This is a genomic window from Endozoicomonas sp. (assembly GCF_051008435.1).
In the GTDB taxonomy this organism is placed as follows: domain Bacteria; phylum Pseudomonadota; class Gammaproteobacteria; order Pseudomonadales; family Endozoicomonadaceae; genus Endozoicomonas_A.
In genome coordinates this window covers 22,539-44,623 of record NZ_JBPCXO010000323.1, presented here as the reverse complement: position 1 = coordinate 44,623, position 22,085 = coordinate 22,539, and the positions used below count along the sequence as shown (strand labels likewise).

The following is a 22,085-nucleotide window of genomic DNA, read 5'->3' as shown; positions in this document are numbered from 1 at the left end:
CTATTAACAAGCCCAGAACCTTCCAAAGGTTTGCATCCCGGCGGTTTCACTCCACAATAAAAGGATCAGAAACAAGAACAGTCGGTTTTCCATGGCTCATTTATTGAGAAGCAATCAGAAATCTTCCCCATCGACCTTCATCCTCTTTCTTTTTATTTGGGCATTTTCAAACTGCGCTACTGCTAACCTGGACCAACTGTTGAATAGCGGTTCATCAGAGCCTCAGCAGTTTCTTCCTGTGGAAGAGGCTTTCCAGTTGGAGGCAGAAATCGTAGACACAACATTGCTGCTGCACTTTCTGGTGACACCTGAGCACTATCTTTACAAAGATCGTTTCAGCTTTTCTAGCAATGAAGACTCAACTCGGCTTGGTCAGCCCGTTTTCCCAAAAGGCCAAGAAAAGTACGACATCAACTTTGAAGAGAACATGGAGGTTTTTCCAGAGAGCATTACTATCAGAATTCCTGTAAAAAGTACTGAGATCGAACCTCAATTCCAGATCAAGTTTCAGGGCTGTGCTGATGCTGGACTCTGCTACCCCCCTCATACTCTTAACGTTTCTGTCAACAACCCGCATGTCGTTAATACTGAACAGCTTGCCCCCTCTGCAGCCACTTCAGACAGTTACGAAGGCCTGAATGTATCGAAACCCACTGACCATTTAAACAAAGGGCTTTGGGTAACGCTTTTACTTTTTTTATTGGCAGGTCTGGGACTGACTTTTACACCTTGTGTCCTCCCAATGATTCCTATTCTTTCCAGCTTACTGGTAGGTGCGGCTGCGCAGGGGGCGAGCCGAAAGAGAACGCTTTCACTTTCAATAGCTTATGTGCTCAGTATGTCTGCCACTTTTGCTGTGGCTGGCACTTTAATGGGTCTATTCGGTGCCAGCTTGAATCTGCAGGCAAAACTTCAGTCTCCCTGGTTATTAATCCCCTTCTCTATCCTCTTCGTGCTTCTGGCTCTGAGTATGTTTGGGCTGTATGAGCTTCAGCTGCCCGAAAAACTCAGGGATCGTCTCAACAAACATCCCCAGAAATCAGGCAGCCTTTCGGGTGCAGCCATTATGGGAGTTCTTTCTGCCTTAGTGGTATCTCCCTGTGTATCAGCACCGCTGGCAGGAGCCTTGATCTACATCAGCACAACCGGAGACGCATTGATTGGAGGACTCTCTCTGCTGGCTCTGGGCCTGGGAATGGGATTGCCACTGATATTAATCGGTTTGGGTGGTAAGGCTCTTATGCCGAAAGCCGGTGGCTGGATGGAGAATGTAAAGCTGTTTTTCGGCTTCCTATTGCTAGGCGTTGCCATCTGGATGCTGGAGCGTATTATTCCTGCCCCACTCACTTTGCTTCTTTGGGGAACTCTGGCCATTGGTAGTGCCGTTTGTCTTGGCGCGCTTGAATTCAGCAAGAAGTCTGGGTCAGCAATACTCTTTCAGGCGTTAGGCATTGTTCTCCTGATTTATGGCACCTTGCTGATTATCGGAGCATCACAAGGCGAAAAGAACCCGCTAAAGCCACTTGGCAGCAATAGTCAGCCTACTGAAAACTTGTCAAAAGAGATTTCTTTTCAAACAGTCACAACGATTGAAGCACTGTCAAAACAGCTTGAAGTAGCAGTAAAGAGTGGTAAACCTGCCATGATTGATGTTTATGCTGACTGGTGTATTTCCTGCAAAGTCATGGAAAGAGAGGTTTTCCCTGAGGCTTTCGCCAAAGTCAGCATCAGCAGCTGGCATCTCATCAAATTTGATATTACTGCCAATACCCCTGAGCAACAAAACTGGCTCACCCGTCATCAGCTATTTGGGCCCCCTTCCCTGCTCTTCTTCGATACTCATGGGCAGGAACAAAGCGAACTTCGCTCTCTGGGTGAAATTACTTCGTCAGAGCTCCAGAAAAAGCTGCACCAGACACTTTCTCCGTAAACCTGGCCCTAACCCGAATGTTTCATAAACATGCTCCTCTTCTCGCTTGCCCCTTACCGCCCTAAGAAAGTTTGACTCAGTCGACCGTACTCCCCGGTACGGCGCTCCTTCGTCAAATTCCTTAAGACTGCATGGATGCAGGAGGTAGAGCAACGCAGGAGCAGTTGCCGAGAACGACAATGGTCTGCGCGAGATTCAGGACAGTTTATGAAACATCCGGGCTAACAAGATAATTGTGAGCTTATCTGGCTCTGAAATGCTTGGTAACTGACGTTAACGTTCAGTAACACGCACGAACTAGACCCTTTCATTTCATTGCGGCACAATGCATGCCAATATGAGAGGATACTGATGGCAACAATACTTGTTCTGAATGGCCCCAATCTGAACCTGCTGGGAACCAGAGAGCCGGGCGTTTATGGCGCCACCACACTGGAGCAAATCAACCAGATTCTGACCCAACAGGCTCAAACGGCTGGCCACCAGCTCAGCTGCTTCCAGAGCAACGCTGAGCATGAACTCATAGAACGTATTCACAAAGCCCTTGAGGAAGAGGTTGATTTCATCATTATCAACCCTGCTGCTTATACTCATACCAGTGTTGCTATCAGAGATGCCCTGCTGGGTGTTTCCATCCCCTTTGTTGAAGTTCACTTGTCCAATGTCCACCAACGGGAAGCTTTCCGACATCACTCTTATTTCAGTGATGTTGCTGAAGGTGTTATCGCAGGACTTGGACCCAAGGGTTACGAGTTTGGTCTGGCCTACGCCCTGGATCAGCTCGATCAGAAGCCTTGATGGCCCCACCTGGAATCATCAATAGACAGAGCTTCTGTACAACAGATTTTCCTATAGGGCTTAAGCAGTAATCAAGGCTGCATGAGTTATGTGCGCCAACGAACACATCCTTTAAACCACGGTCAGGTTTACCCTGTCCAACAGCATTTGAGATTGACCATGGACATCAGAAAAGTAAAAAAGCTCATTGAGCTGCTGGAAGAGTCTGGAATTGACGAGCTGGAGATTCACGAAGGTGAAGAGTCTGTTCGCATTAGCCGTTATTCCCAGAATGCTCCGGTGGCCGCACTAGCTGCTCCACAGATGATACCAGCAGCGGCTCCCGCTCCTGTAGCAGCTGCACCGGCAGCTACGGCAGCTGCTGAAGTCAAACCTGAACTGTCCGGTCACCAGGTTAAATCTCCAATGGTCGGCACCTTCTACACATCTCCTTCACCGAGCTCACCTGTTTTTGCTGAACAGGGACAACATGTCAAAGAAGGTGACGTTCTCTGCATTGTCGAAGCCATGAAAATGATGAATCAGATCAAGGCCGACAAATCAGGCACCATCGAAGCTATTCTGGTTGAAAACGGACAGCCCGTTGAATACGACCAGCCCCTGTTCACTATTGTCTGAGATAGTTGCCATGCTGGATAAAATCGTAATCGCCAACCGGGGTGAAATAGCCCTACGGGTATTGCGGGCCTGTAAAGAACTCGGCATTAAGACCGTTGCAGTGCACTCCAAGGCTGACGAAAGCCTGATGCACTTGCGTCTGGCTGACGAGTCTGTCTGCATTGGCCCTAATAGCCCAGCTGAAAGCTACCTGAATATCCCGGCCATTATCAGCGCTGCAGAAGTGACTGATGCTGATGGTATTCATCCGGGCTACGGCTTTCTTTCCGAAAACGCCGACTTTGCTGAACAAGTAGAACGCAGCGGGTTTACCTTTATAGGCCCAAAGCCTGACGTTATTCGTCTAATGGGCGACAAGGTATCAGCTATTGCTTCCATGAAAAAAGCCGGCGTTCCCACTGTCCCAGGCTCTGACGGCCCCATTACCGACGATGATGAGCGCACACTGGAAATAGCCCAGCGCATTGGCTACCCGGTCATTATCAAGGCGTCAGGCGGCGGCGGCGGTAGAGGCATGCGGGTAGTTCATCGCGAATCTGCTCTACTGAACTCTATCAGCCTGACCCAGTCAGAGGCCAAAGCAGCCTTTAACAATGATGTAGTTTACCTTGAAAAATTCTTGGAAAACCCTCGTCATGTTGAATTCCAGGTACTTTCAGACAGCCACGGCAATGCCATTCACTTAGGTGACCGTGACTGCTCGCTGCAGCGCCGCCACCAGAAAGTCATTGAGGAAGCGCCTGCACCTGGCATTGATGAAGATGCCAGAGCCACCGTAGCAGCAGCCTGCACCAAGGCCTGCAGAGAAATTGGTTATACCGGAGCAGGTACCTTCGAATTCCTGTACGAGGAAGGCCAGTTTTACTTTATTGAGATGAATACCCGCGTGCAGGTTGAGCATCCCGTAACGGAAATGATTTCCGGAGTGGATATCGTCAGAGAACAGATCCGCATTGCCAGTGGTCTGCCCCTGAGCATCACTCAGGAAGAAGTAAAACTTCAGGGACACTCTTTCGAGTGCCGAATCAATGCTGAAGACCCCAAAACCTTTATGCCATCGCCTGGCCTGGTTAACCAGTTCCATGCTCCTGGCGGCAACGGAGTCCGTGTCGATTCTCATCTGTACAGTGGCTACAGCATTCCTCCTTACTACGACTCACTGATCGCCAAGATCATTACCTATGGTCCGGATCGTGAGACCGCTCTGACAAGAATGAAAAATGCACTGGATGAGGCTGTGGTGGACGGAATTCGCACCAACATCCCTCTGCATCAGGATCTAGTGAAGGACAAAAACTTTCAGGAAGGAGGCGTTAGCATCCATTACCTGGAAAAGAAGCTGGAAGAGTCCTGAAACACCCCAAAGCTCTCTGAAAACAGTTTTCAGAGAGCTTCTCTCCTATCCCTTTTGCAATACACTTTGTCCCTCTACTGCAATCAGCTAGAATGAGTCCGACTCGGCGGATACTTATTTCTGCCTCCCACTCCCAATCTGTAAGTCCATACCCATGCCCTGGATACAAATCAAACTAGATACCTCTTCCGATCATGCTGAAGAACTGGAAAACCTGCTTCTGGAAGCCGGAGCCAGCGCCGTCACCCTTCAGGACAGTAAAGATCAGCCTCTGTTCGAACCTGAGCCAGGAAGCACTCCGCTGTGGCACAACACCATGGTTATCGGCCTCTTCGATGCTCATGCCGATATGGAAGCTGTTGTTGAGCATTTACAGTCCCAGTATCAGCAAACTCCATTCCCCAGCCATAAGATAGAGATTGTTGAAGACAAAGATTGGGAAAGAGAATGGATGACTCACTTTGTGCCCATGCAATTTGGAACCAAACTCTGGGTCTGCCCCAGCTGGAAAGAGATTCCAGAACCCGACGCCATTAACCTGATGCTTGATCCCGGACTAGCCTTTGGAACAGGCACTCACCCGACAACAGCCTTATGCCTGGAGTGGCTGGAAAAACAGCAAGATTTCGAAAATCAGACGGTCATCGACTACGGATGTGGCTCCGGTATTCTGGCTATCGCAGCCCTTTTGCTGGGTGCAAAAACAGTGACAGGGGTTGATCTTGATCCTCAGGCACTGGAGGCCACCATTGATAATGCTGAAAGAAACAAGATCGCCCTAGAAAAACTGAAAGTGTATCTACCTGATCAGGCCCCAGAAAATAAAGCGGACACCGTCATTGCCAACATTCTTGCAGGCCCACTGGTAGAGCTGGCACCAAAACTTGCCGGCTATCTCAATAGTGGCGGTAGAATAGCGTTATCAGGCATTCTTTCAGAACAAAAAGACAGTATTGTCAGCACCTATTCAGAATGGTTTGATCTTGAACCCGTGGTTCACAACGAAGAATGGATTCTGGTGACCGGAACCCGCAAATAAGCAAAATCTTCAATTAGTCCGAAAAAAGACGAGTCATTTTTTGATACAAAGCTCATTTCCGACCTCTGCCCAGAAGATTTTATCTTTTGGGCAGTAGACATCCTTTGCAGCTCTTTGATCTAATGATCTCATTCAATTAAGACAGTAACGCAAACAGGCTTCATGACAAGCTCTCGAATCACTCGCTGCCCAAAATGCCAGACCTCCTTTAAAGTCACCCAGGCACAATTACGAGTTGCCAGTGGCTCTGTACGATGCGGCTCCTGTCTTGAGGTTTTTGACGCCCGCACCCATATGCACAGTAATTCTTCGCCAGAAAAGAAATTACACGCTAAAGCCACTGAACCACTGGCCAGCAAGTCCGCCAAAACACCGGAACAAAACCCGGTACAGGACAGTAAACCTGAAACCAGTGCTGCAAAAATTGCAGAACCCCCCCAGAAAGAAGAACCCCAGTTTCATTCATTTCTGGAAACGCTGGACAAAGAACACGTTGAAGTCGACGAAGATCACGGGAAAAGCTCTCTAAAACTGTTAGGCTGGACCGCTCTCATTTTAATAGGCTCTTTTACACTGCTGGCCCAATACGCCTGGTTTAATAAAGATCAACTTTCACTCGACCCTCGCTTAAGACCTACCCTCGCTTTCAGCTGCCAGTACTTAAATTGTTCTCTTCCTGCACTGGTGGATGTTAAAGCCATTAAAAGCTTGCAGCTGCACATCCGCAGTCACCCTGAACAGAGCAAAGGCCTGGTAGTGGATTCAGTGATTATCAATGAAGCTACCTTCACTCAGCCCTGGCCACAGCTGGAACTGACTTTTACAGACATTAATGGCCAGCCCGTAGCCAGCAGACGCTTTCGCCCCAAAGAATATCTGGGAGGCGCACTGGCCGGATCCAGAGAAATGCCCAGCGGCCAACCCATCAGACTAAGCATGGAAATTGTTGACCCAGGTAATGGTGCAACCAACTATCAGCTGCGCTTTTTACCTACCAAACAAACCTGAATAAAGTCAAAAACTCTATAACCCCTACTTCTGTAGTGTTTTGCTGATAAGGACATCTCGAAACCGCACTTACAAAATCGCAATAGGTACTTGCTACAAGCCTATAAGTACTTGATCCAGATCAAAAAGCGCTCAGATCACTCAAATTATTGCTTGCGGTTTTTCCCACACAAGTCACTATATAAGGGTCTTGGAAAGGTTATATTTTCCAACAGGACACTGGTATGTGGTGATAACTGCTCCTGAACGTAAGTGCTATTCCAGTCAGAGCTCACAATAGAACCCCCTTTCGTCTAAAAATTGTACAGAGTATTATGTCCGGCTACGTCTGCCTGATCTCCCAAAAGGAGAAGCTGAAAGTCGTATAAATGTTTGAAAACTCCGCAAGATCGACCTCTTGCTTGTTTCATGTTTCCGAGCAGCGATTTATGTCGCTCCAAATTTTTATCGCGCTCTGGGCAGTTCTAACGCTGGATTGAGGCAAACCACCTTGTTGAAGATTGGTCCATACACTATTCACAACCCCGTTATCTTGGCCCCCATGGCCGGAGTAACGGACCGCCCATTCAGGCAACTGTGCCTGAAAATGGGAGCGGGTATGGCTGTCTCAGAAATGGTAACCAGCAACCCAAAACTCTGGAACACACGAAAGTCTCGACTGAGAATGGATCATCACGCCGAAGAATTTGAACCTCGTTCTGTTCAGATAGCAGGTAGCGACCCAGAACAAATGGGGATTGCTGCTCGACTGAACCAGGAACGAGGGGCACAGATTATAGATATCAACATGGGCTGCCCTGCCAAAAAAGTCTGTAACAAGGCGGCGGGTTCGGCTCTGATGAGAGAACCAGAGCTGGTAGAACGCATTCTGAAGTCAGTGGTTCAGGCTGTTGATATTCCTGTCACGCTCAAGACTCGAACCGGCTGGAATCCCGAGAATCGAAACGGCCTCGACATTGCCCTGATGGCACAGGACTGCGGCATCTCAGCTTTGGCTGTACACGGTAGAACCCGACAGTGCATGTACAAAGGCGAAGCTGAATACGAAACCATTGCCCGGATCTGTGAATCCCTGGAAATACCAGTGATGGCCAATGGCGATATCACTTCTCCAGAAAAAGCAAAAACGGTACTGGATTTAACGGGAGCAGACGCTGTCATGGTTGGCCGCGCAGCCCAGGGCAGACCCTGGATATTCCGGGAAATTAACCATTACCTCGAGCACGGTGAACACTTACCAGCACCTGAACACAAAGAGATTCAGTCTATTTTGCTGGACCACCTTTCTGCACTTCACCAATTTTACGGTGAAGTTCAGGGCGTACGTATCGCCAGAAAACACGTTGGCTGGTATTTGCAGGCCAGTCCATCAGGCTCCAAGCTTCGTAAGCTATTCAACAGTCTGGAGTCTGCAGAAGAACAAGAAAACTGCATACTGGAGTATTTTCAAACCTTATGTCATCACAAGGATATTGCAGCATGACGGCACCCCATATTATTTCTGATGAACAATCTGTCAACGGACAGGCACTGACCAGCCCTATTGAGAGTGAAACACAGACACTCCGTGACAGCGTTGAAAAAGCCATGAACAATTACTTCAATCATCTGGACGGTCAGGAAGTGACCGATGTTTACCAGATGGTTCTTTCCGAAGTAGAGGCCCCTCTCTTGGAGACCGTAATGGCTTATGTCAAGGGCAACCAGACCAAAGCATCGGTCTTACTTGGCCTGAACCGTGGCACATTAAGAAAGAAGTTGAAGCAATACGACCTGCTGTAATCTTCTCAGCCTTAAAGTCGTATTTTGCCTTATGACATGAATACGACTTTATGCACCTCCTACTTAAGCAGCAACAGATCTGAAATAACGTAACAGAACGTTTAAACTACAAAATTCCGCCTTAGATACATGCCACAAAATTCAAGATCCCAACGGCTAAAGCAGTAACTTGCGATTCGAGTTCAGCAATAAATCCGCTTTTCCTGCCATTCCCATCAATCGGATGCTGCGAAACAGGTCAAATCCAGCTAGAATCAGTCAGCTTTTCAGGCAACGTTTTTTCAGTGAGTAAAGGAATGATGGCAGACGATTTCGAACAGCCACCTCTTCGAAGAGCCCTGATCAGTGTCTCAGACAAAACCGACATAGTGGAATTTGCCCAGGCACTGCACCAGCGCTCCGTAGAAATCCTCTCCACTGGCGGCACATACAAGCTGCTGGTCGAGCACGATATTCCCGCTGTGGAAATCTCCAGCTACACCGGCTTTCCGGAAATGATGGACGGCAGGGTCAAGACACTGCACCCCAAAGTACACGGAGGCATTCTGGGTCGCTCGGGTCAGGACGAAGCAGTCATGACCGAACACGGCATTCAGCCTATCGATCTGGTTGTGGTCAATCTCTATCCTTTTGAGCAAACAGTTGCCAAAGAAGACTGTACGCTGGCAATGGCTATTGAGAATATTGATATCGGCGGCCCTACCATGGTTCGTTCCGCAGCCAAGAATCACAGGGACACCACCATTGTTGTCGATGCAGGCGACTACACCCGTGTACTCTCCGAACTCGATGAGAACAGTGGTTCTGTTTCTTCAGCCACCCGCTTTGACCTTGCTGTAAAAGCATTTGAGCACACAGCGCATTACGACGGTGCTATTGCCAACTATCTCGGTACATTGACTGGCAACAAAGAAGAGCCTGAAGCTTTCCCTCGTACCTTTAATCGTCAGTACAAAAAAGTGCAGGACATGCGCTATGGCGAGAATCCTCACCAGAAAGCGGCATTCTATGTAGAAGAACCTGCTTCAACTGGCACGGTTTCCAGCGCGCAGCAGATCCAGGGCAAGGCGCTCTCTTTCAACAATATTGCTGACACCGATGCTGCCCTGGAATGCGTCAAGTCCTTTGAATCCCCAGCCTGTGTCATCGTCAAGCATGCTAATCCATGTGGCGTGGCGACCGGTACTGACATTCTGGAAGCCTACAACAGGGCTTATACAACCGATCCCACATCAGCCTTTGGCGGCATCATTGCATTTAACAGAAAGCTTGATGCAATTACTGCCAAGGCCATTATTGATCGCCAGTTTGTAGAAGTCATCATTGCTCCAGAAGTCGACAGCGAAGCTGAAATCATTCTTCAGGGCAAGAAGAATATTCGTCTGCTTTGCTGTGGTTCTCTGCCGGAAACAGCAGAACATTTCCTGGACTTCAAACGGGTAAACGGTGGACTGCTGGTTCAGGATACCGACATCAAGATGACCAGTGCTCAGGAACTGAAAACCGTTACCGAAAGAGCGCCAACTGATGCTGAGCTGAATGACCTGTTATTTGCCTGGAAAGTGGGCAAGTTTGTTAAATCCAACGCGATTGTCTATGCCAAAGATCATCAAAGCATTGGTATAGGAGCAGGCCAGATGAGCCGGGTATACAGTGCCCGTATTGCTGGCATCAAGGCGGCTGATGAAAATCTGGAAGTCCGTGGCTCTGTAATGGCATCAGACGCCTTTTTCCCGTTCAGGGATGGCATTGATGCAGCAGCCAGCGCAGGTATTACTGCCGTCATTCAGCCAGGTGGCTCCATGAGGGATCAAGAAGTCATCGATGCTGCAAATGAAGCAGGCATTGCCATGGTATTCACTGGCATCAGACACTTCCTCCACTAAATACCAGTAAGAGGCACATTATGTGCCTCTTTTTTCATACAATGAACAATCAGTGAAAGACTCTGGTTGTTCATTATCTCTGTGAGTCCGAATGACCCACAGCAGTTTGATTACTAGTGAAGCTGGTTGTCCATCCACCACAACCAGACTCACGGGGGACAGGCAAAGTTATGAAAGTACTCATCATTGGCAGTGGCGGTCGCGAACACGCCCTCGCATGGAAGGTCGCTCAGGACAGTAACGTAGAACAGGTGTTTGTAGCTCCCGGCAATGCAGGTACAGAGCTTGAACCCGGCATTTCCAATATCAGTATTGATGTACTCCAGCTCGACAGCTTGATTGAGTTTGCCAGGAAAGAAAGCATCGACCTGACCATTGTTGGTCCCGAAGCTCCTCTGGTTGCCGGCGTTGTCGACCAATTTGAAGAGGCAGGCCTGACTATTTTTGGCCCCACTCAAGGTGCAGCACAACTGGAAGGCTCAAAAGCTTTTAGCAAAGACTTCCTGGCTCGCCACAAAATCCCCACAGCAGAATATCAGAACTTCACAGACATCGATCAGGCAAAAGCCTATGTTCGTGAAAAAGGCGCTCCCATTGTCGTAAAGGCAGACGGCCTAGCTGCGGGCAAGGGCGTTATTCTCGCTGATACAGAAGAACAAGCCTTTGTTGCCATTGACGACATGCTGGCCGGCAATGCCTTTGGTGAAGCAGGCCACAGAGTCGTCATTGAAGAGTTTCTTCAAGGAGAAGAAGCCAGCTTTATTGTTATGGTCGATGGCAAAAACATACTACCACTGGTGACTAGTCAGGATCACAAAGCCAGGGATAATGGCGACAAAGGCCCTAATACAGGCGGTATGGGCGCATACTCTCCCGCACCTGTAGTCACAACCGCTATTCATGATCGCGCTATGCAGGAAGTGATCATCCCAACCGTAGAAGGCATGGCTGCTGAAGGCAACACTTATAAAGGCTTTTTGTATGCTGGTCTGATGATCGATTCAAAAGGTACGCCAAAAGTATTGGAATTCAACTGTCGTTTTGGTGACCCTGAAACACAACCCATCATGATGCGTCTGCAATCCAGCCTGACTGAGCTTTGCCTGGCCGGATCAACTGGCAAGCTGGACCAGATTGAGGCTCAATGGGATGAAAGAGTAGCCCTGGGGGTTGTTATGGCAGCAGGTGGCTACCCGGAAAAATATCGCAAGGGTGATACCATTTCCGGCATTAGTGAAGCTAACTCAGCAGACTGCAAGGTTTTCCACGCGGGCACTCAACTTGAAGGCGATGCAGTACTAACCAATGGTGGTCGTGTACTCTGTGTGACTGCCTTGGGTAACAGCGTCAGTGAAGCACAGGAGAAAGCCTATCAGGCCACGTCTAAAATCCAATGGGATAGCGCTTACTTCAGAACAGACATTGGCTATCGAGCAATAGCCAGAGAACAGTAATCAATACTTTCAGAGGGCGGGTAATCAAACCGCCTCTCTGCCAGCTGGCTTTACCTTATCCAGGCGCAAACAGCTGAGCGTTCACCTGAAAATAATAACGTTTGCCTAAGGCATACCCAGCCAAACAAACGTCCATCGACTACTAGATTGCTGGCTGGAAACAGGCAATTTAACGAGTCAGGGCTAACAACACCTGAAAGCAATGTCCACGCACATTAGTCACTGCATTGATCCTGACAGGCATAGATTCAGCCTGTCACTTAATAAAGAATCTTAAGCGGGGAAGCCACCTCCCCTCTTACGGGAAATGACTTTCAGAGTAAAATTAGGTAAAAACTGCAACAATTTCACTTTTTCACGGGGCCTCTTACGGTATACTCATTCCCAATGGAAAAATGGAATTTTCAATAAATATTATGAGAGTTGTATTCAACCCCCTATTATCCATTGTCACAGTACCTTTTAAAGGTATAGAGCCGGTGTCACAGTTCCGTGCCAGGCTTCGATTCTGGATTAGAGCCCTGCTTCTAATAATGCTGTCCACCTATGGCACAGCAACATTCAGCTTTGAACAACCCACTGATCAGCAGCCTTACCATATCTCCATCAATCTTGAGCCTTTCTCAAGCATTTTCATCGACCCCAAAAGCACACTCAACCTGGATCAGATCAACACACCCTATTACCTGTTTCGGTTTGCTCCCTGGCAGAAAGAACGTCTGTATTTCACAACCAAGAAGGGCATAGCCTGGATCAAGATCTCTTTGCCTAAAGATATCCATGTTGAGCCCATGCCTGTACTGAGGCTTTGCCCACCACCCGGCGTATCTCTAAAAGCCTATGTTGCAGGTCAGGGTTATCACGAACAACTACCAGGTGGACGACAGGCCAGCAGCAATATCTATCTTTATAATCTGGCGCCCTATATGAATCAGGCACAGGACGTATTTATCGAGATACCTGCCGCAGCTGCCCACAGCTTACATGCCTCTCTAAAATCCCCCAGCGCCGTCCTCAGTGATCAGGAATATGCAAACTGGCAGACCGGTTGGTTGCTGGCCCTATTCCTTGTCATGATCATGATGAATGTCTTAAATTGGTTCAAATATCGACAGGAAGCTCATATTTACCTGGCTCTCATTTGCTGCATGGGCCCCGTCTTTTTGATCAGTTGGCAGGGGCTCGTTCATATCAGCTGGCTGCAACCAGGATGGTTGCAGCACCTAATGATGAATATTTCACTGACTGTGGGCACGATTGTACTGAGTCAAATGGCACGGGTCAGCCTGTCAGGCAACAGCATCAGACTCACCTATTGTTTTAATACCCTTTCCATTATCTCAGCATCCTTGCTGATTCTGATTCTGACAGGTGCCTCTGTCTCACTGGAACACAGCTTACTGATCAACCTGATTACCACCCAGATTATCTGGTATTGCAGCCTTTTTACCAGAGCCCCGGGGGCATTAACCATCCCAGCCTGGCTTTCGACACCCTACGCTATTATTCACCTGGTCGCTTCACTGGCGATCCTTGGCGTGATCGATTTCAACCCTATTGCAGCCATCTGGATGCTATTACAAATCACGTCATTAACTATTCTCGCCTTTAGTTTTTATTTTGGAAACCGGGAGCATCTAATCACGGATACTGAAGGGGTACAAAGCAAGTCGTCCAGTCCGCCCCCCATAACCCAGATCACAAAAGACAACGATATATTCAATGCCATGGGGCACGAACTCAGAACCCCTTTGAATGGCGTACTGGGAATGTCCGAACTACTTCAGAGCACACAGCTGACCCCCAAACAGGAAAACTATGTTGAGACCTTGAGATATGCAGGTAACGAACTCAGCAACCTTATCAACTTGCTCTCTGAAGCCTGGAAACTGGAACAAGATGAAACCAGTTTTGAAATCAAACCTTACGATATCAATGAGTTTCTCAACGACAGTCTCTATAAGTTCCGATTCCGTGCGGAACAGCTCAACACTGAATTGATCAGCTTTGTACACCCCGATGTTCCTGATATCAGCGAGGCTGACACACGACAACTATCTCTTATTCTGGAAGGCATCCTGAGCCATATCTTCAGCCGGACAGAAAACAGTGAAGTTATGGTTTCCGTTAACCAAACCTCCCTGCTACCCGGTTCAGAGCCTGACAAACAAAAAGAAAGCAAAGACGGCTACATTCTTTTCCAGATTACCTACAACCAGGGACAGCAAGGCCTGAATCTACCCGGTGACATCAGTACGCTCAGCTACTATGAAGCCAAACAACAGGCCGACATCAGTATGCACCTGTACATTGCCATCAAGCTAATTGAAGCGATGTCCGGGCAATTTGGCATCATGAATCAGGGCAGCACACACATCTGGTTTGCCATTCCACACAAACAACAGACAACAGACGCCATTAGCCGGGATGAGCAGCCCATGTTCTCCCACAAAAATATCAAGGCTCTGATTGTTGATGACAACAAGACCTGCAGACAGGTTCTGGCCCAGCAATGCGCCCTAATGGGCATCAACACCCTTGATGCTGAAGACGGTCGGGAAGCTCTGGCCATGATTCGCAACGAGGCCTACCTTGGACGAGCCTTTGATGTCATCATCCTTGACCACCACATGCCAGGCATGAATGGCATCCAGATGGTGGAGCGGCTACAGGAAGACAGTCAGATGGGCATTCCCAGAATCATCATGCTTACAGGGGCCACGAACCCACCCGGCAAGCAGCGTGCTGAGAGACTGGGAATCAGTACATTCCTGACCAAACCAGCCGGACGCAAAACACTCCAGAAGGCTCTTTCACAAGCATTGGGAGAAACCCGTCAAGGCGATACAGAGACGGCCTGATGTCAGCAGACATCAGGCTAATGGATGAGATCAATTATTGGGCGTGGTATTGAGCAGAAAGCTCATGAACGGCATCAACAAAAACCTTGGCACGATCAGGTTCGACAAATTGATGTATTCCATGACCCAGATTGAAAACATGACCTTCACCCGAACCAAAGCTGCTTAAGACCTTCGCTACCTCTGTTCGTATCCGCTCTGGAGATGCATAAAGAACAGATGGATCCATATTTCCCTGCAGCGCCACCTTATCCCCTACACGACGACGTGCGTCAGAAATATCAGTAGTCCAGTCCAGACCCAATGCGTCAGCACCTGTCGCTGCCATGGATTCAAGCCACTGACCACCATTCTTGGTGAAGAGAATGACGGGAACTTTTCTACCATCATGCTCTCTGATCAGACCTGAAACGATCTTCTCCATGTATTTCAGGGAAAATGCCTTGTAGCACTCAGGTGAAAGCGCACCGCCCCAGGTATCAAAGATCTGAACAGCCTGAGCGCCTGCTTTGATCTGAGCATTCAGATAATCAGTCACAGAGTCCGCCAAAACATCCAGCAATTGAGACAACACTTGAGGCTGGTCGAACATCATAGCTTTGATACGACGGAAATCTTTACTGCTTCCCCCTTCGACCATATAGGTAGCCAGAGTCCAGGGACTACCGGAAAAACCAATCAGGGGAACTCGGCCATTCAGCTCGGAACGGATAGTGCGAACCGCATCCATGACATAACCCAGATCTTTTTCAGGGTCTGGCACTGACAGGGCTTCAACATCCGCCGCTGTACGAACAGGCTTTTTAAACCTTGGACCTTCACCGGTTTCAAAATACAGTCCCAAGCCCATAGCATCAGGAATGGTCAGAATATCCGAAAACAGAATGGCTGCATCCAGATCAAAACGCTCCAGAGGCTGAATCGTGACTTCACAGGCCAACTCAGGATTCATGCAAAGCGACATAAAATCGCCCGCTTTACTTCTGAGCTCCCGATATTCAGGCAGATAGCGTCCGGCCTGACGCATCATCCAGACAGGTGTGACATCAACAGGCTCTTTCAGCAGAGCCCTAAGAAATCGGTCATTTTTCAGCTCGGTCATGAGGTTTCCAGAATTCAGGAAAAGTGCAATAAACCGCGTTACAGGATCTAGAAGGACATCAACGCTGCCCTCTCAATCTTTACCATCAACGGTTTTAAAAAGGAAAGGAGGGAGAATACTCATTCCCCCTCTCATTGACAATTGCTTCAGCCGCTCAAGACTGCTTATCTTGATAATCTTTCAGCAGGATCAGACGTCGAGATAATCCATAATCCCTTCAGCAGCCTGACGACCTTCCCAAATGGCAGTTACTACCAGATCAGAACCACGAACCATATCACCACCCGCAAACACTTTAGGATTGGAAGTCTGGAACTTGTACTTAGCCTGTTCGGGCGCAACCACCCCGCCCCATTCATTCAACTGAATATCATGGGAATCAAACCAGTCAGCAGGACTTGGGCGGAATCCGAAAGCAATCAATACGGCATCGGCTTCCAGAATTTCCTCACTACCCGGAACAGGTTCTGGACGACGACGCCCTTGCTCATCAGGCTCACCCAGTTTAGTGGTGATAACTTTAATACCTTCTACCTTACCATCGCCAACAATCTCTACAGGCTGACGGTTAAACAGGAACTTAACTCCCTCCTGCTTGGCATTGGCCACCTCACGACGGGAGCCTGGCATATTCTCTTCATCACGACGGTAGACACAGGCTACTGATTTGGCCCCCTGACGGATTGATGACCGGTTACAGTCCATCGCCGTGTCTCCACCACCGAGAACCACCACACGCTTTCCTTTCATAGCAATATAATCGGACTCGTCTTTTTCAAAGCCCAGATTACGGTTCACACTGGAAATAAGGAAAGGCAGAGCATCATGGACACCCGGAAGATCTTCACCCGGAAAGCCTCCCTTCATGTAAGTGTAGGTACCCATACCCATAAACACGGCATCGTACTCTTCCATAAGATCTTCTATCACTACGTCTTTGCCGATTTCAGTATTCAATCTGAATTCAACGCCCATTTCCGTGAATACTGCACGACGACGGGACATTACTGACTTATCAAGTTTGAACTCAGGAATACCAAAGGTCAGCAGTCCACCGATCTCTGGATTCTTGTCAAAAACGACCGGTTTTACACCATTTCTAACCAGAACGTCTGCACAACCCAGACCAGCAGGACCGGCTCCGATCACAGCCACCTTTTTATCCGTCCAAACCACTTTAGACATATCTGGGCGCCAGCCCAGAGCAAGAGCTGTATCAGTAATGTATTTTTCAGTAGCCCCGATCGTAACTGCACCAAAACCATCATTAAGGGTACAGGCACCCTCACAGAGCCGATCCTGAGGACATACACGACCGCAGACTTCCGGCAGGCTGTTGGTCTGGTGAGAAAGTTCAGCAGCTTCAAACAAGTTGCCTTCCGAAACCAGCTTCAACCAGTCTGGAATATAGTTGTGAACAGGACACTTCCATTCACAATATGGGTTACCACAGGAAAGGCAGCGATGAGACTGCTGCTTGACCTGCTTTTCACTGAAAGGCTCATAAATTTCTACAAAATCATTTTTTCGAACCCGAAGAGCCTTTTTTTCCGGATCCTTTCTTCCTACTTCAACAAACTGAAAGTGATTGTTGAGTCGACTGTTAAACTGTGACATGGATTTGACCTCATTCGCTGATTGTTTTTATAACGCTCATGGCGCTGCTTTCTATAAGCTCAAGGCTGTCTAGCTCAGAGCTGCAGCGCACATGGCTGTTCTAAAGACTTTCCTTGCAAGCGGGCAGGCATCCTATTCAGGACGCCCACGAGTACTCGCCAACAATGAGTCCAAACTGGCCGCCTTTGGCTTCACCAGCCAGAAACGACCCCGATAGTCGTAAAACTCCTCCTGAAGTTCACGCCCCCATTCACTGCCTGTCTCTTTCACATATTCATCCAGGAGTCCAATCAGGTGAGACTGGTAATCTTCCATGGATTCGGTATCAATACGATGAATATCCACCAGTTCGTGATTGTAACGGTCAACGAAGTTACGCTTTAGATCCAGCACGTAGGCGAAGCCACCCGTCATACCAGCACCAAAATTGTGACCCGTTTTACCCAACACAACCACCAGTCCGCCTGTCATGTACTCACAACAGTGGTCTCCTGTCCCTTCGACAATGGCAGTAGCCCCCGAGTTCCGAACCCCCAGACGCTCACCTGCTTGCCCTGCGGCCAGCAAGCGCCCACCGGTAGCGCCGTAAAGACAGGTATTACCGATGATTGAAGTTTCGTTAGAGTTGAAAACGCTACCCTGAGGTGGACGGATAATCAGATTGCCGCCGGTCATGCCTTTACCCACGTAGTCGTTGGCATCACCTTCCAGATACATATCCAGACCACCGGCATTCCAGACACCAAAACTCTGCCCAGCAGTGCCTTTCAGGTTCAGTTTTACCGGATTATCCGCCATACCCTGATTGCCATGACGCTTGGCAATCTCACCAGACAACCTTGCACCAATTGAACGATCACAGTTCCCTATGGTGAATTCAAACTCGCCCCCCTGACCACTTTCAATGGTCGGCAGACAGGTTTCGACCATAGACTCTGCTAACTCTCCTTTATCGTAAGAAGGGTTACGTTCTACCTGGCAGGTATGAGGCTTATCTTCAGGAATCAGGTCATTGCGAATAATAGGTGTCAGATCAAGACCCTTTTGCTTGTCGGTATCCCCTGGCAACAGATCCAAAAGCTCAGTTCGCCCAATGACGTCTTCGAGATTTTTAGCCCCAAGCACAGACAGCCATTCACGAACTTCTTCCGCCACAAAAGTGAAAAAATTCATGATCATTTCAACAGTGCCGTTGAAATGATTGTCCCTCAGATGTTGATCCTGAGTTGCAACACCCGTTGCACAGTTATTCAGGTGGCAGATTCTCAGATACTTACAACCCATGGCTACCATCGGTGTAGTACCAAAGCCATAGCTTTCGGCCCCCAAAATGGCTGCCTTAACGACATCAAGACCCGTTTTAATACCACCATCCGTCTGGAGACGCACCTTGCCGCGCAGATCATTAGCTCTGAGCGCCTGATGAGCCTCTGTCAGACCCAGCTCCCATGGAGAACCTGCGTATCTAATAGACGTCAACGGACTAGCAGCAGTACCACCGTCATAACCAGAGATAGTAATCAGATCCGCATAAGCTTTGGCAACACCAGCCGCGATGGTGCCAACACCTGGCTCAGAGACCAGCTTTACGGAAACCAACGCATTCGGGTTCACCTGCTTCAGGTCAAAAATCAGCTGAGCCAGATCTTCAATTGAATAAATATCATGATGCGGCGGAGGAGAAATCAGTGTCACACCAGGTACAGAATAACGCAGTCTGGCAATCAACTTGTTCACCTTACCTCCAGGCAGCTGACCACCCTCACCCGGCTTAGCCCCTTGCGCCACTTTGATCTGCAGTACTTCTGCATTCACCAGATAGTGCGGCGTGACACCAAAGCGACCCGATGCAATCTGTTTAATCTTGGATACTCGATGAGTACCGAAACGAGCTTCGTCTTCCCCCCCTTCACCAGAGTTCGAACGACCACCCAGTCGATTCATGGCTTCAGCCAACGCCTCATGAGCTTCTGGAGACAACGCTCCAAGACTCATGGCAGCAGAATCGAATCTTCTTAGAATATGAGTGACTGGCTCAACCTCTTCGAGAGCCAGAGCCTTATCGGCCACTTTGAGACCCATCAAGTCACGAAGTGTGGCCACCGGCCTTTCGTTAACCAGCTTTGAATAGCGACGGAACTCTTCGTAGTCACCGCTGGAAACCGCTTTCTGAAGCTGCTGAACGACATCAGGGTTGAATGCGTGATATTCGCTGTCGTGTACATATTTCAACAAACCACCCTGCTGAATAGGCTTTCTTTTCTTCCAGGCGGTTTCAGAGAGCAACTGCTGATCTTGCTGAATGGCTTCAAAACTGGCGCCTTCGATACGGCTTTGAACGCCCTTGAAGCAAAGATCAACGACCTCAGAAGACAGGCCAATCGCTTCAAACAACTGAGCGGCACGATAAGAAGCAATGGTAGAGATCCCCATCTTGGAGAGAATCTTCAACAGGCCTTTATCAACACCTTTACGGTAAGCCTTGTAGGCATCCAGTGGATCGGCCAGAATCTCCCCAGAACGAATCTGGTCATGAATAATTTCATAGGACAGGTACGGATAAATGGCCGTCGCACCAAACCCTAGCAGTACGGCAAACTGGTGTGAATCTCGGGCCGTAGCTGTTTCCACCAGAATATTGGCATCGGAGCGCAAACCAGTATCTATCAATCGATGATGAACAGCGCCCGTGGCCATGGCGGCATGAACCGGTAACTTATCATTATCGATATCTCGATCACTCAGATGAATCAACGCCTTGCCATCTTTTACAGCCTGCTCTGCTTCATCGCAAATACGCTCAACAGCCGCTTTTAAACCTTCTTCAGGCTTGTAATTGAGGTCGATGTAAACCACATCCAGATCATCATGCTGATGATGAGCATTGATCAAATTCAGGAACTTGGTTGTGGAGAGCACAGGTGATTTCAGTACAACACGCCCTGCATGCTCGGGCGTTTCTTCAAAAACATTTTTCTCACGCCCCAAACAAGTTTCCAGGGACATGACAATGGCTTCACGTAGCGGATCAATAGGTGGATTAGTGACTTGTGCAAACTGCTGTCTGAAATAGTCATACACCGAACGAACACGCCCCGACAATACAGCCATGGGGGTATCATCACCCATTGAACCTACCGCTTCCTGGCCACTTTCCGCTAAAGGACGAATGACCTGATCACGCTCTTCGAACGTGACCGAGAACATCTTTTGATGAACATTCAGCAACTCCGAGTCCAGGTGTTCAATCTTATGATCTTCACCCCTGAACTGGGAACGAATACGATAGGAGTTCTTTTTCAACCACTGTTTATAGGGCTGTCGAGTCTTCAACTGATTATCAATATCATGAGCCTGATGCAATTCGCCAGACTCCACATCAATTGCCAGAACCTCACCAGGTCCTACACGACCTTTTGCCACTACGTCTTCTGGCTGGTAATCGTATACACCCACCTCAGAAGCCACAGTCAGATAACCATTTTTGGTAATAACCCAGCGAGAAGGGCGCAGACCATTTCGATCCAAAGCACAAACCGCACGACGACCGTCGGTAATAACCAGTCCCGCCGGACCATCCCATGGCTCCATGTGCATGGAGTTGTATTCATAGAAGGCCCTGAGACCCGGATCCATGGTATCAACGTTCTGCCAGGCTGGCGGTACCAGCATTCTAATCGCACGGTACAGATCGACACCGCCAGTCACCAGAACTTCGAGCATATTATCCAAACTGGATGAATCCGACCCTGTCCGGTTTACCAGAGGAGAGATCTGACCCAGATCAGGCAGCAACTCTGATTTGAACTTGTTTCGACGAGCCTGTGACCAGTTTCTATTACCGGTGATGGTATTGATTTCACCGTTATGAGCCAGCAGGCGAAAAGGCTGAGCCAGCTTCCAGCGAGGCATGGTGTTTGTGGAGAAACGCTGATGGAATACGCAGATTGCGGTTTCGAATCGTGAGTCACCCAGGTCCTGATAAAAATTATCCAGATCCACTGGCATCATCAGACCTTTATAGGTCACTACCTGGGTAGACAGGGAACAGATATAGAAGTCCCGATCCTGCTCGAGCGCCATATTGGTAAAGCGGCGAGCCATGTATAAACGAGCAGAAAATTCTGTTTCATCCAGCTCACCCTGGTACCCGATAAATACCTGCTCAATAACGGGCAGCTGATCCAGTGCAATAGGCCCCAGACACTCACTATTGACCGGTACTTTGCGCCAGCCAATCACCACCAGGTTTTTCTTCTCCAGCTCGGCTTCCAGTTTTTTTCTGGCATGATCAGCTACTGCTTCATCCTGACTGAGAAACAGCATCCCCACAGCATATTGAGCCGGGAGATCTTTACCAAGCTGCTCTTTAACGACAGTGCGGAAGAAGGTATCAGGAGTCTGAATCAGCAGGCCACAACCATCGCCAGTTTTTCCATCTGCGGCAATACCACCACGGTGCGTCATGCAGGTAAGTGCTTCAATAGCGGTTTTCAGGAGATTATGACTCTTCTCTCCCTCCATGTGGGCTATCAGCCCGAAACCACAGTTATCCCTAAATTCCTCAGGATTATACAGACCTGCTTTCATAGGCACTCTCTCATCGCCAGTTATTATAAACCTTGAAACTTCTGTC

Annotated in this window: 14 protein-coding genes; 11 read left to right on the top strand and 3 right to left on the bottom strand. The window is 48.7% G+C overall.

The genetic code is table 11. The features are described 5' to 3' along the window. The first annotated feature begins 91 nt into the window (after positions 1-91). The 11 genes from dsbD to ACR2PX_RS16315 all read left to right on the top strand — a co-directional run bounded on the left by dsbD (position 92) and on the right by ACR2PX_RS16315 (position 14,730). Positions 92-1,930 carry a protein-disulfide reductase DsbD gene (gene dsbD, locus ACR2PX_RS16365; RefSeq protein WP_434000425.1) on the top strand — a complete coding sequence of 613 codons (1,839 nt, stop codon included), beginning with the start codon at positions 92-94 and terminating at the stop codon, positions 1,928-1,930. A gap of 351 nt (positions 1,931-2,281) precedes the next feature. Beyond that, positions 2,282-2,728 carry a type II 3-dehydroquinate dehydratase gene (aroQ, locus tag ACR2PX_RS16360; RefSeq protein ID WP_434000424.1) on the top strand — a complete coding sequence of 149 codons (447 nt, stop codon included), beginning with the start codon at positions 2,282-2,284 and terminating at the stop codon, positions 2,726-2,728. Positions 2,729-2,887: 159 nt separating this feature from the next. Beyond that, positions 2,888-3,346 carry an acetyl-CoA carboxylase biotin carboxyl carrier protein gene (accB, locus tag ACR2PX_RS16355; protein ID WP_434000423.1) on the top strand — a complete coding sequence of 153 codons (459 nt, stop codon included), beginning with the start codon at positions 2,888-2,890 and terminating at the stop codon, positions 3,344-3,346. Between the two features lie 10 nt (positions 3,347-3,356). After that, a complete protein-coding gene (gene accC, locus ACR2PX_RS16350; protein WP_434000422.1) occupies positions 3,357-4,700 on the top strand; it encodes an acetyl-CoA carboxylase biotin carboxylase subunit in 1,344 nt (447 codons plus the stop codon). 154 nt (positions 4,701-4,854) lie between these two features. Beyond that, positions 4,855-5,739, top strand: coding sequence for a 50S ribosomal protein L11 methyltransferase (gene prmA, locus ACR2PX_RS16345; RefSeq protein ID WP_434000421.1), 885 nt, complete (start codon positions 4,855-4,857; stop codon positions 5,737-5,739). A gap of 162 nt (positions 5,740-5,901) precedes the next feature. Further along, positions 5,902-6,747 carry a DUF3426 domain-containing protein gene (locus ACR2PX_RS16340; RefSeq protein WP_434000420.1) on the top strand — a complete coding sequence of 282 codons (846 nt, stop codon included), beginning with the start codon at positions 5,902-5,904 and terminating at the stop codon, positions 6,745-6,747. A 490-nt stretch (positions 6,748-7,237) separates the two neighbouring features. Next, on the top strand, positions 7,238-8,230 hold the full coding sequence (dusB, locus tag ACR2PX_RS16335) for a tRNA dihydrouridine synthase DusB (RefSeq protein WP_434000434.1): 993 nt from the start codon (positions 7,238-7,240) through the stop codon (positions 8,228-8,230). Continuing rightward, positions 8,227-8,529 carry a DNA-binding transcriptional regulator Fis gene (fis, locus tag ACR2PX_RS16330; RefSeq protein ID WP_434000419.1) on the top strand — a complete coding sequence of 101 codons (303 nt, stop codon included), beginning with the start codon at positions 8,227-8,229 and terminating at the stop codon, positions 8,527-8,529. Before dusB ends, fis begins: the two co-directional genes overlap by 4 nt. A 296-nt stretch (positions 8,530-8,825) precedes the next feature. Continuing rightward, positions 8,826-10,415, top strand: coding sequence for a bifunctional phosphoribosylaminoimidazolecarboxamide formyltransferase/IMP cyclohydrolase (purH, locus tag ACR2PX_RS16325; RefSeq protein WP_434000418.1), 1,590 nt, complete (start codon positions 8,826-8,828; stop codon positions 10,413-10,415). Positions 10,416-10,585: 170 nt separating this feature from the next. Beyond that, the gene (gene purD, locus ACR2PX_RS16320) at positions 10,586-11,869 is read left to right on the top strand and encodes a phosphoribosylamine--glycine ligase (protein ID WP_434000417.1); all 1,284 of its coding nucleotides are present in this window, start codon (positions 10,586-10,588) and stop codon (positions 11,867-11,869) included. Positions 11,870-12,348: 479 nt separating this feature from the next. Continuing rightward, a complete protein-coding gene (locus ACR2PX_RS16315) occupies positions 12,349-14,730 on the top strand; it encodes a response regulator (protein WP_434000416.1) in 2,382 nt (793 codons plus the stop codon). Positions 14,731-14,764: 34 nt separating this feature from the next. On the opposite strand, the gene hemE is transcribed toward ACR2PX_RS16315, so the two are convergent. From hemE to gltB, 3 genes are all read right to left on the bottom strand, one after another. Further along, the gene (gene hemE / locus ACR2PX_RS16310) at positions 14,765-15,832 is read right to left on the bottom strand and encodes a uroporphyrinogen decarboxylase (RefSeq protein WP_434000415.1); all 1,068 of its coding nucleotides are present in this window, start codon (positions 15,830-15,832) and stop codon (positions 14,765-14,767) included. Between the two features lie 189 nt (positions 15,833-16,021). After that, positions 16,022-17,449 carry an FAD-dependent oxidoreductase gene (locus ACR2PX_RS16305; RefSeq protein WP_434000414.1) on the bottom strand — a complete coding sequence of 476 codons (1,428 nt, stop codon included), beginning with the start codon at positions 17,447-17,449 and terminating at the stop codon, positions 16,022-16,024. A 132-nt stretch (positions 17,450-17,581) separates the two neighbouring features. Then, a complete protein-coding gene (gene gltB, locus ACR2PX_RS16300; protein ID WP_434000413.1) occupies positions 17,582-22,039 on the bottom strand; it encodes a glutamate synthase large subunit in 4,458 nt (1,485 codons plus the stop codon). Between the last annotated feature and the right edge of the window lie 46 nt (positions 22,040-22,085).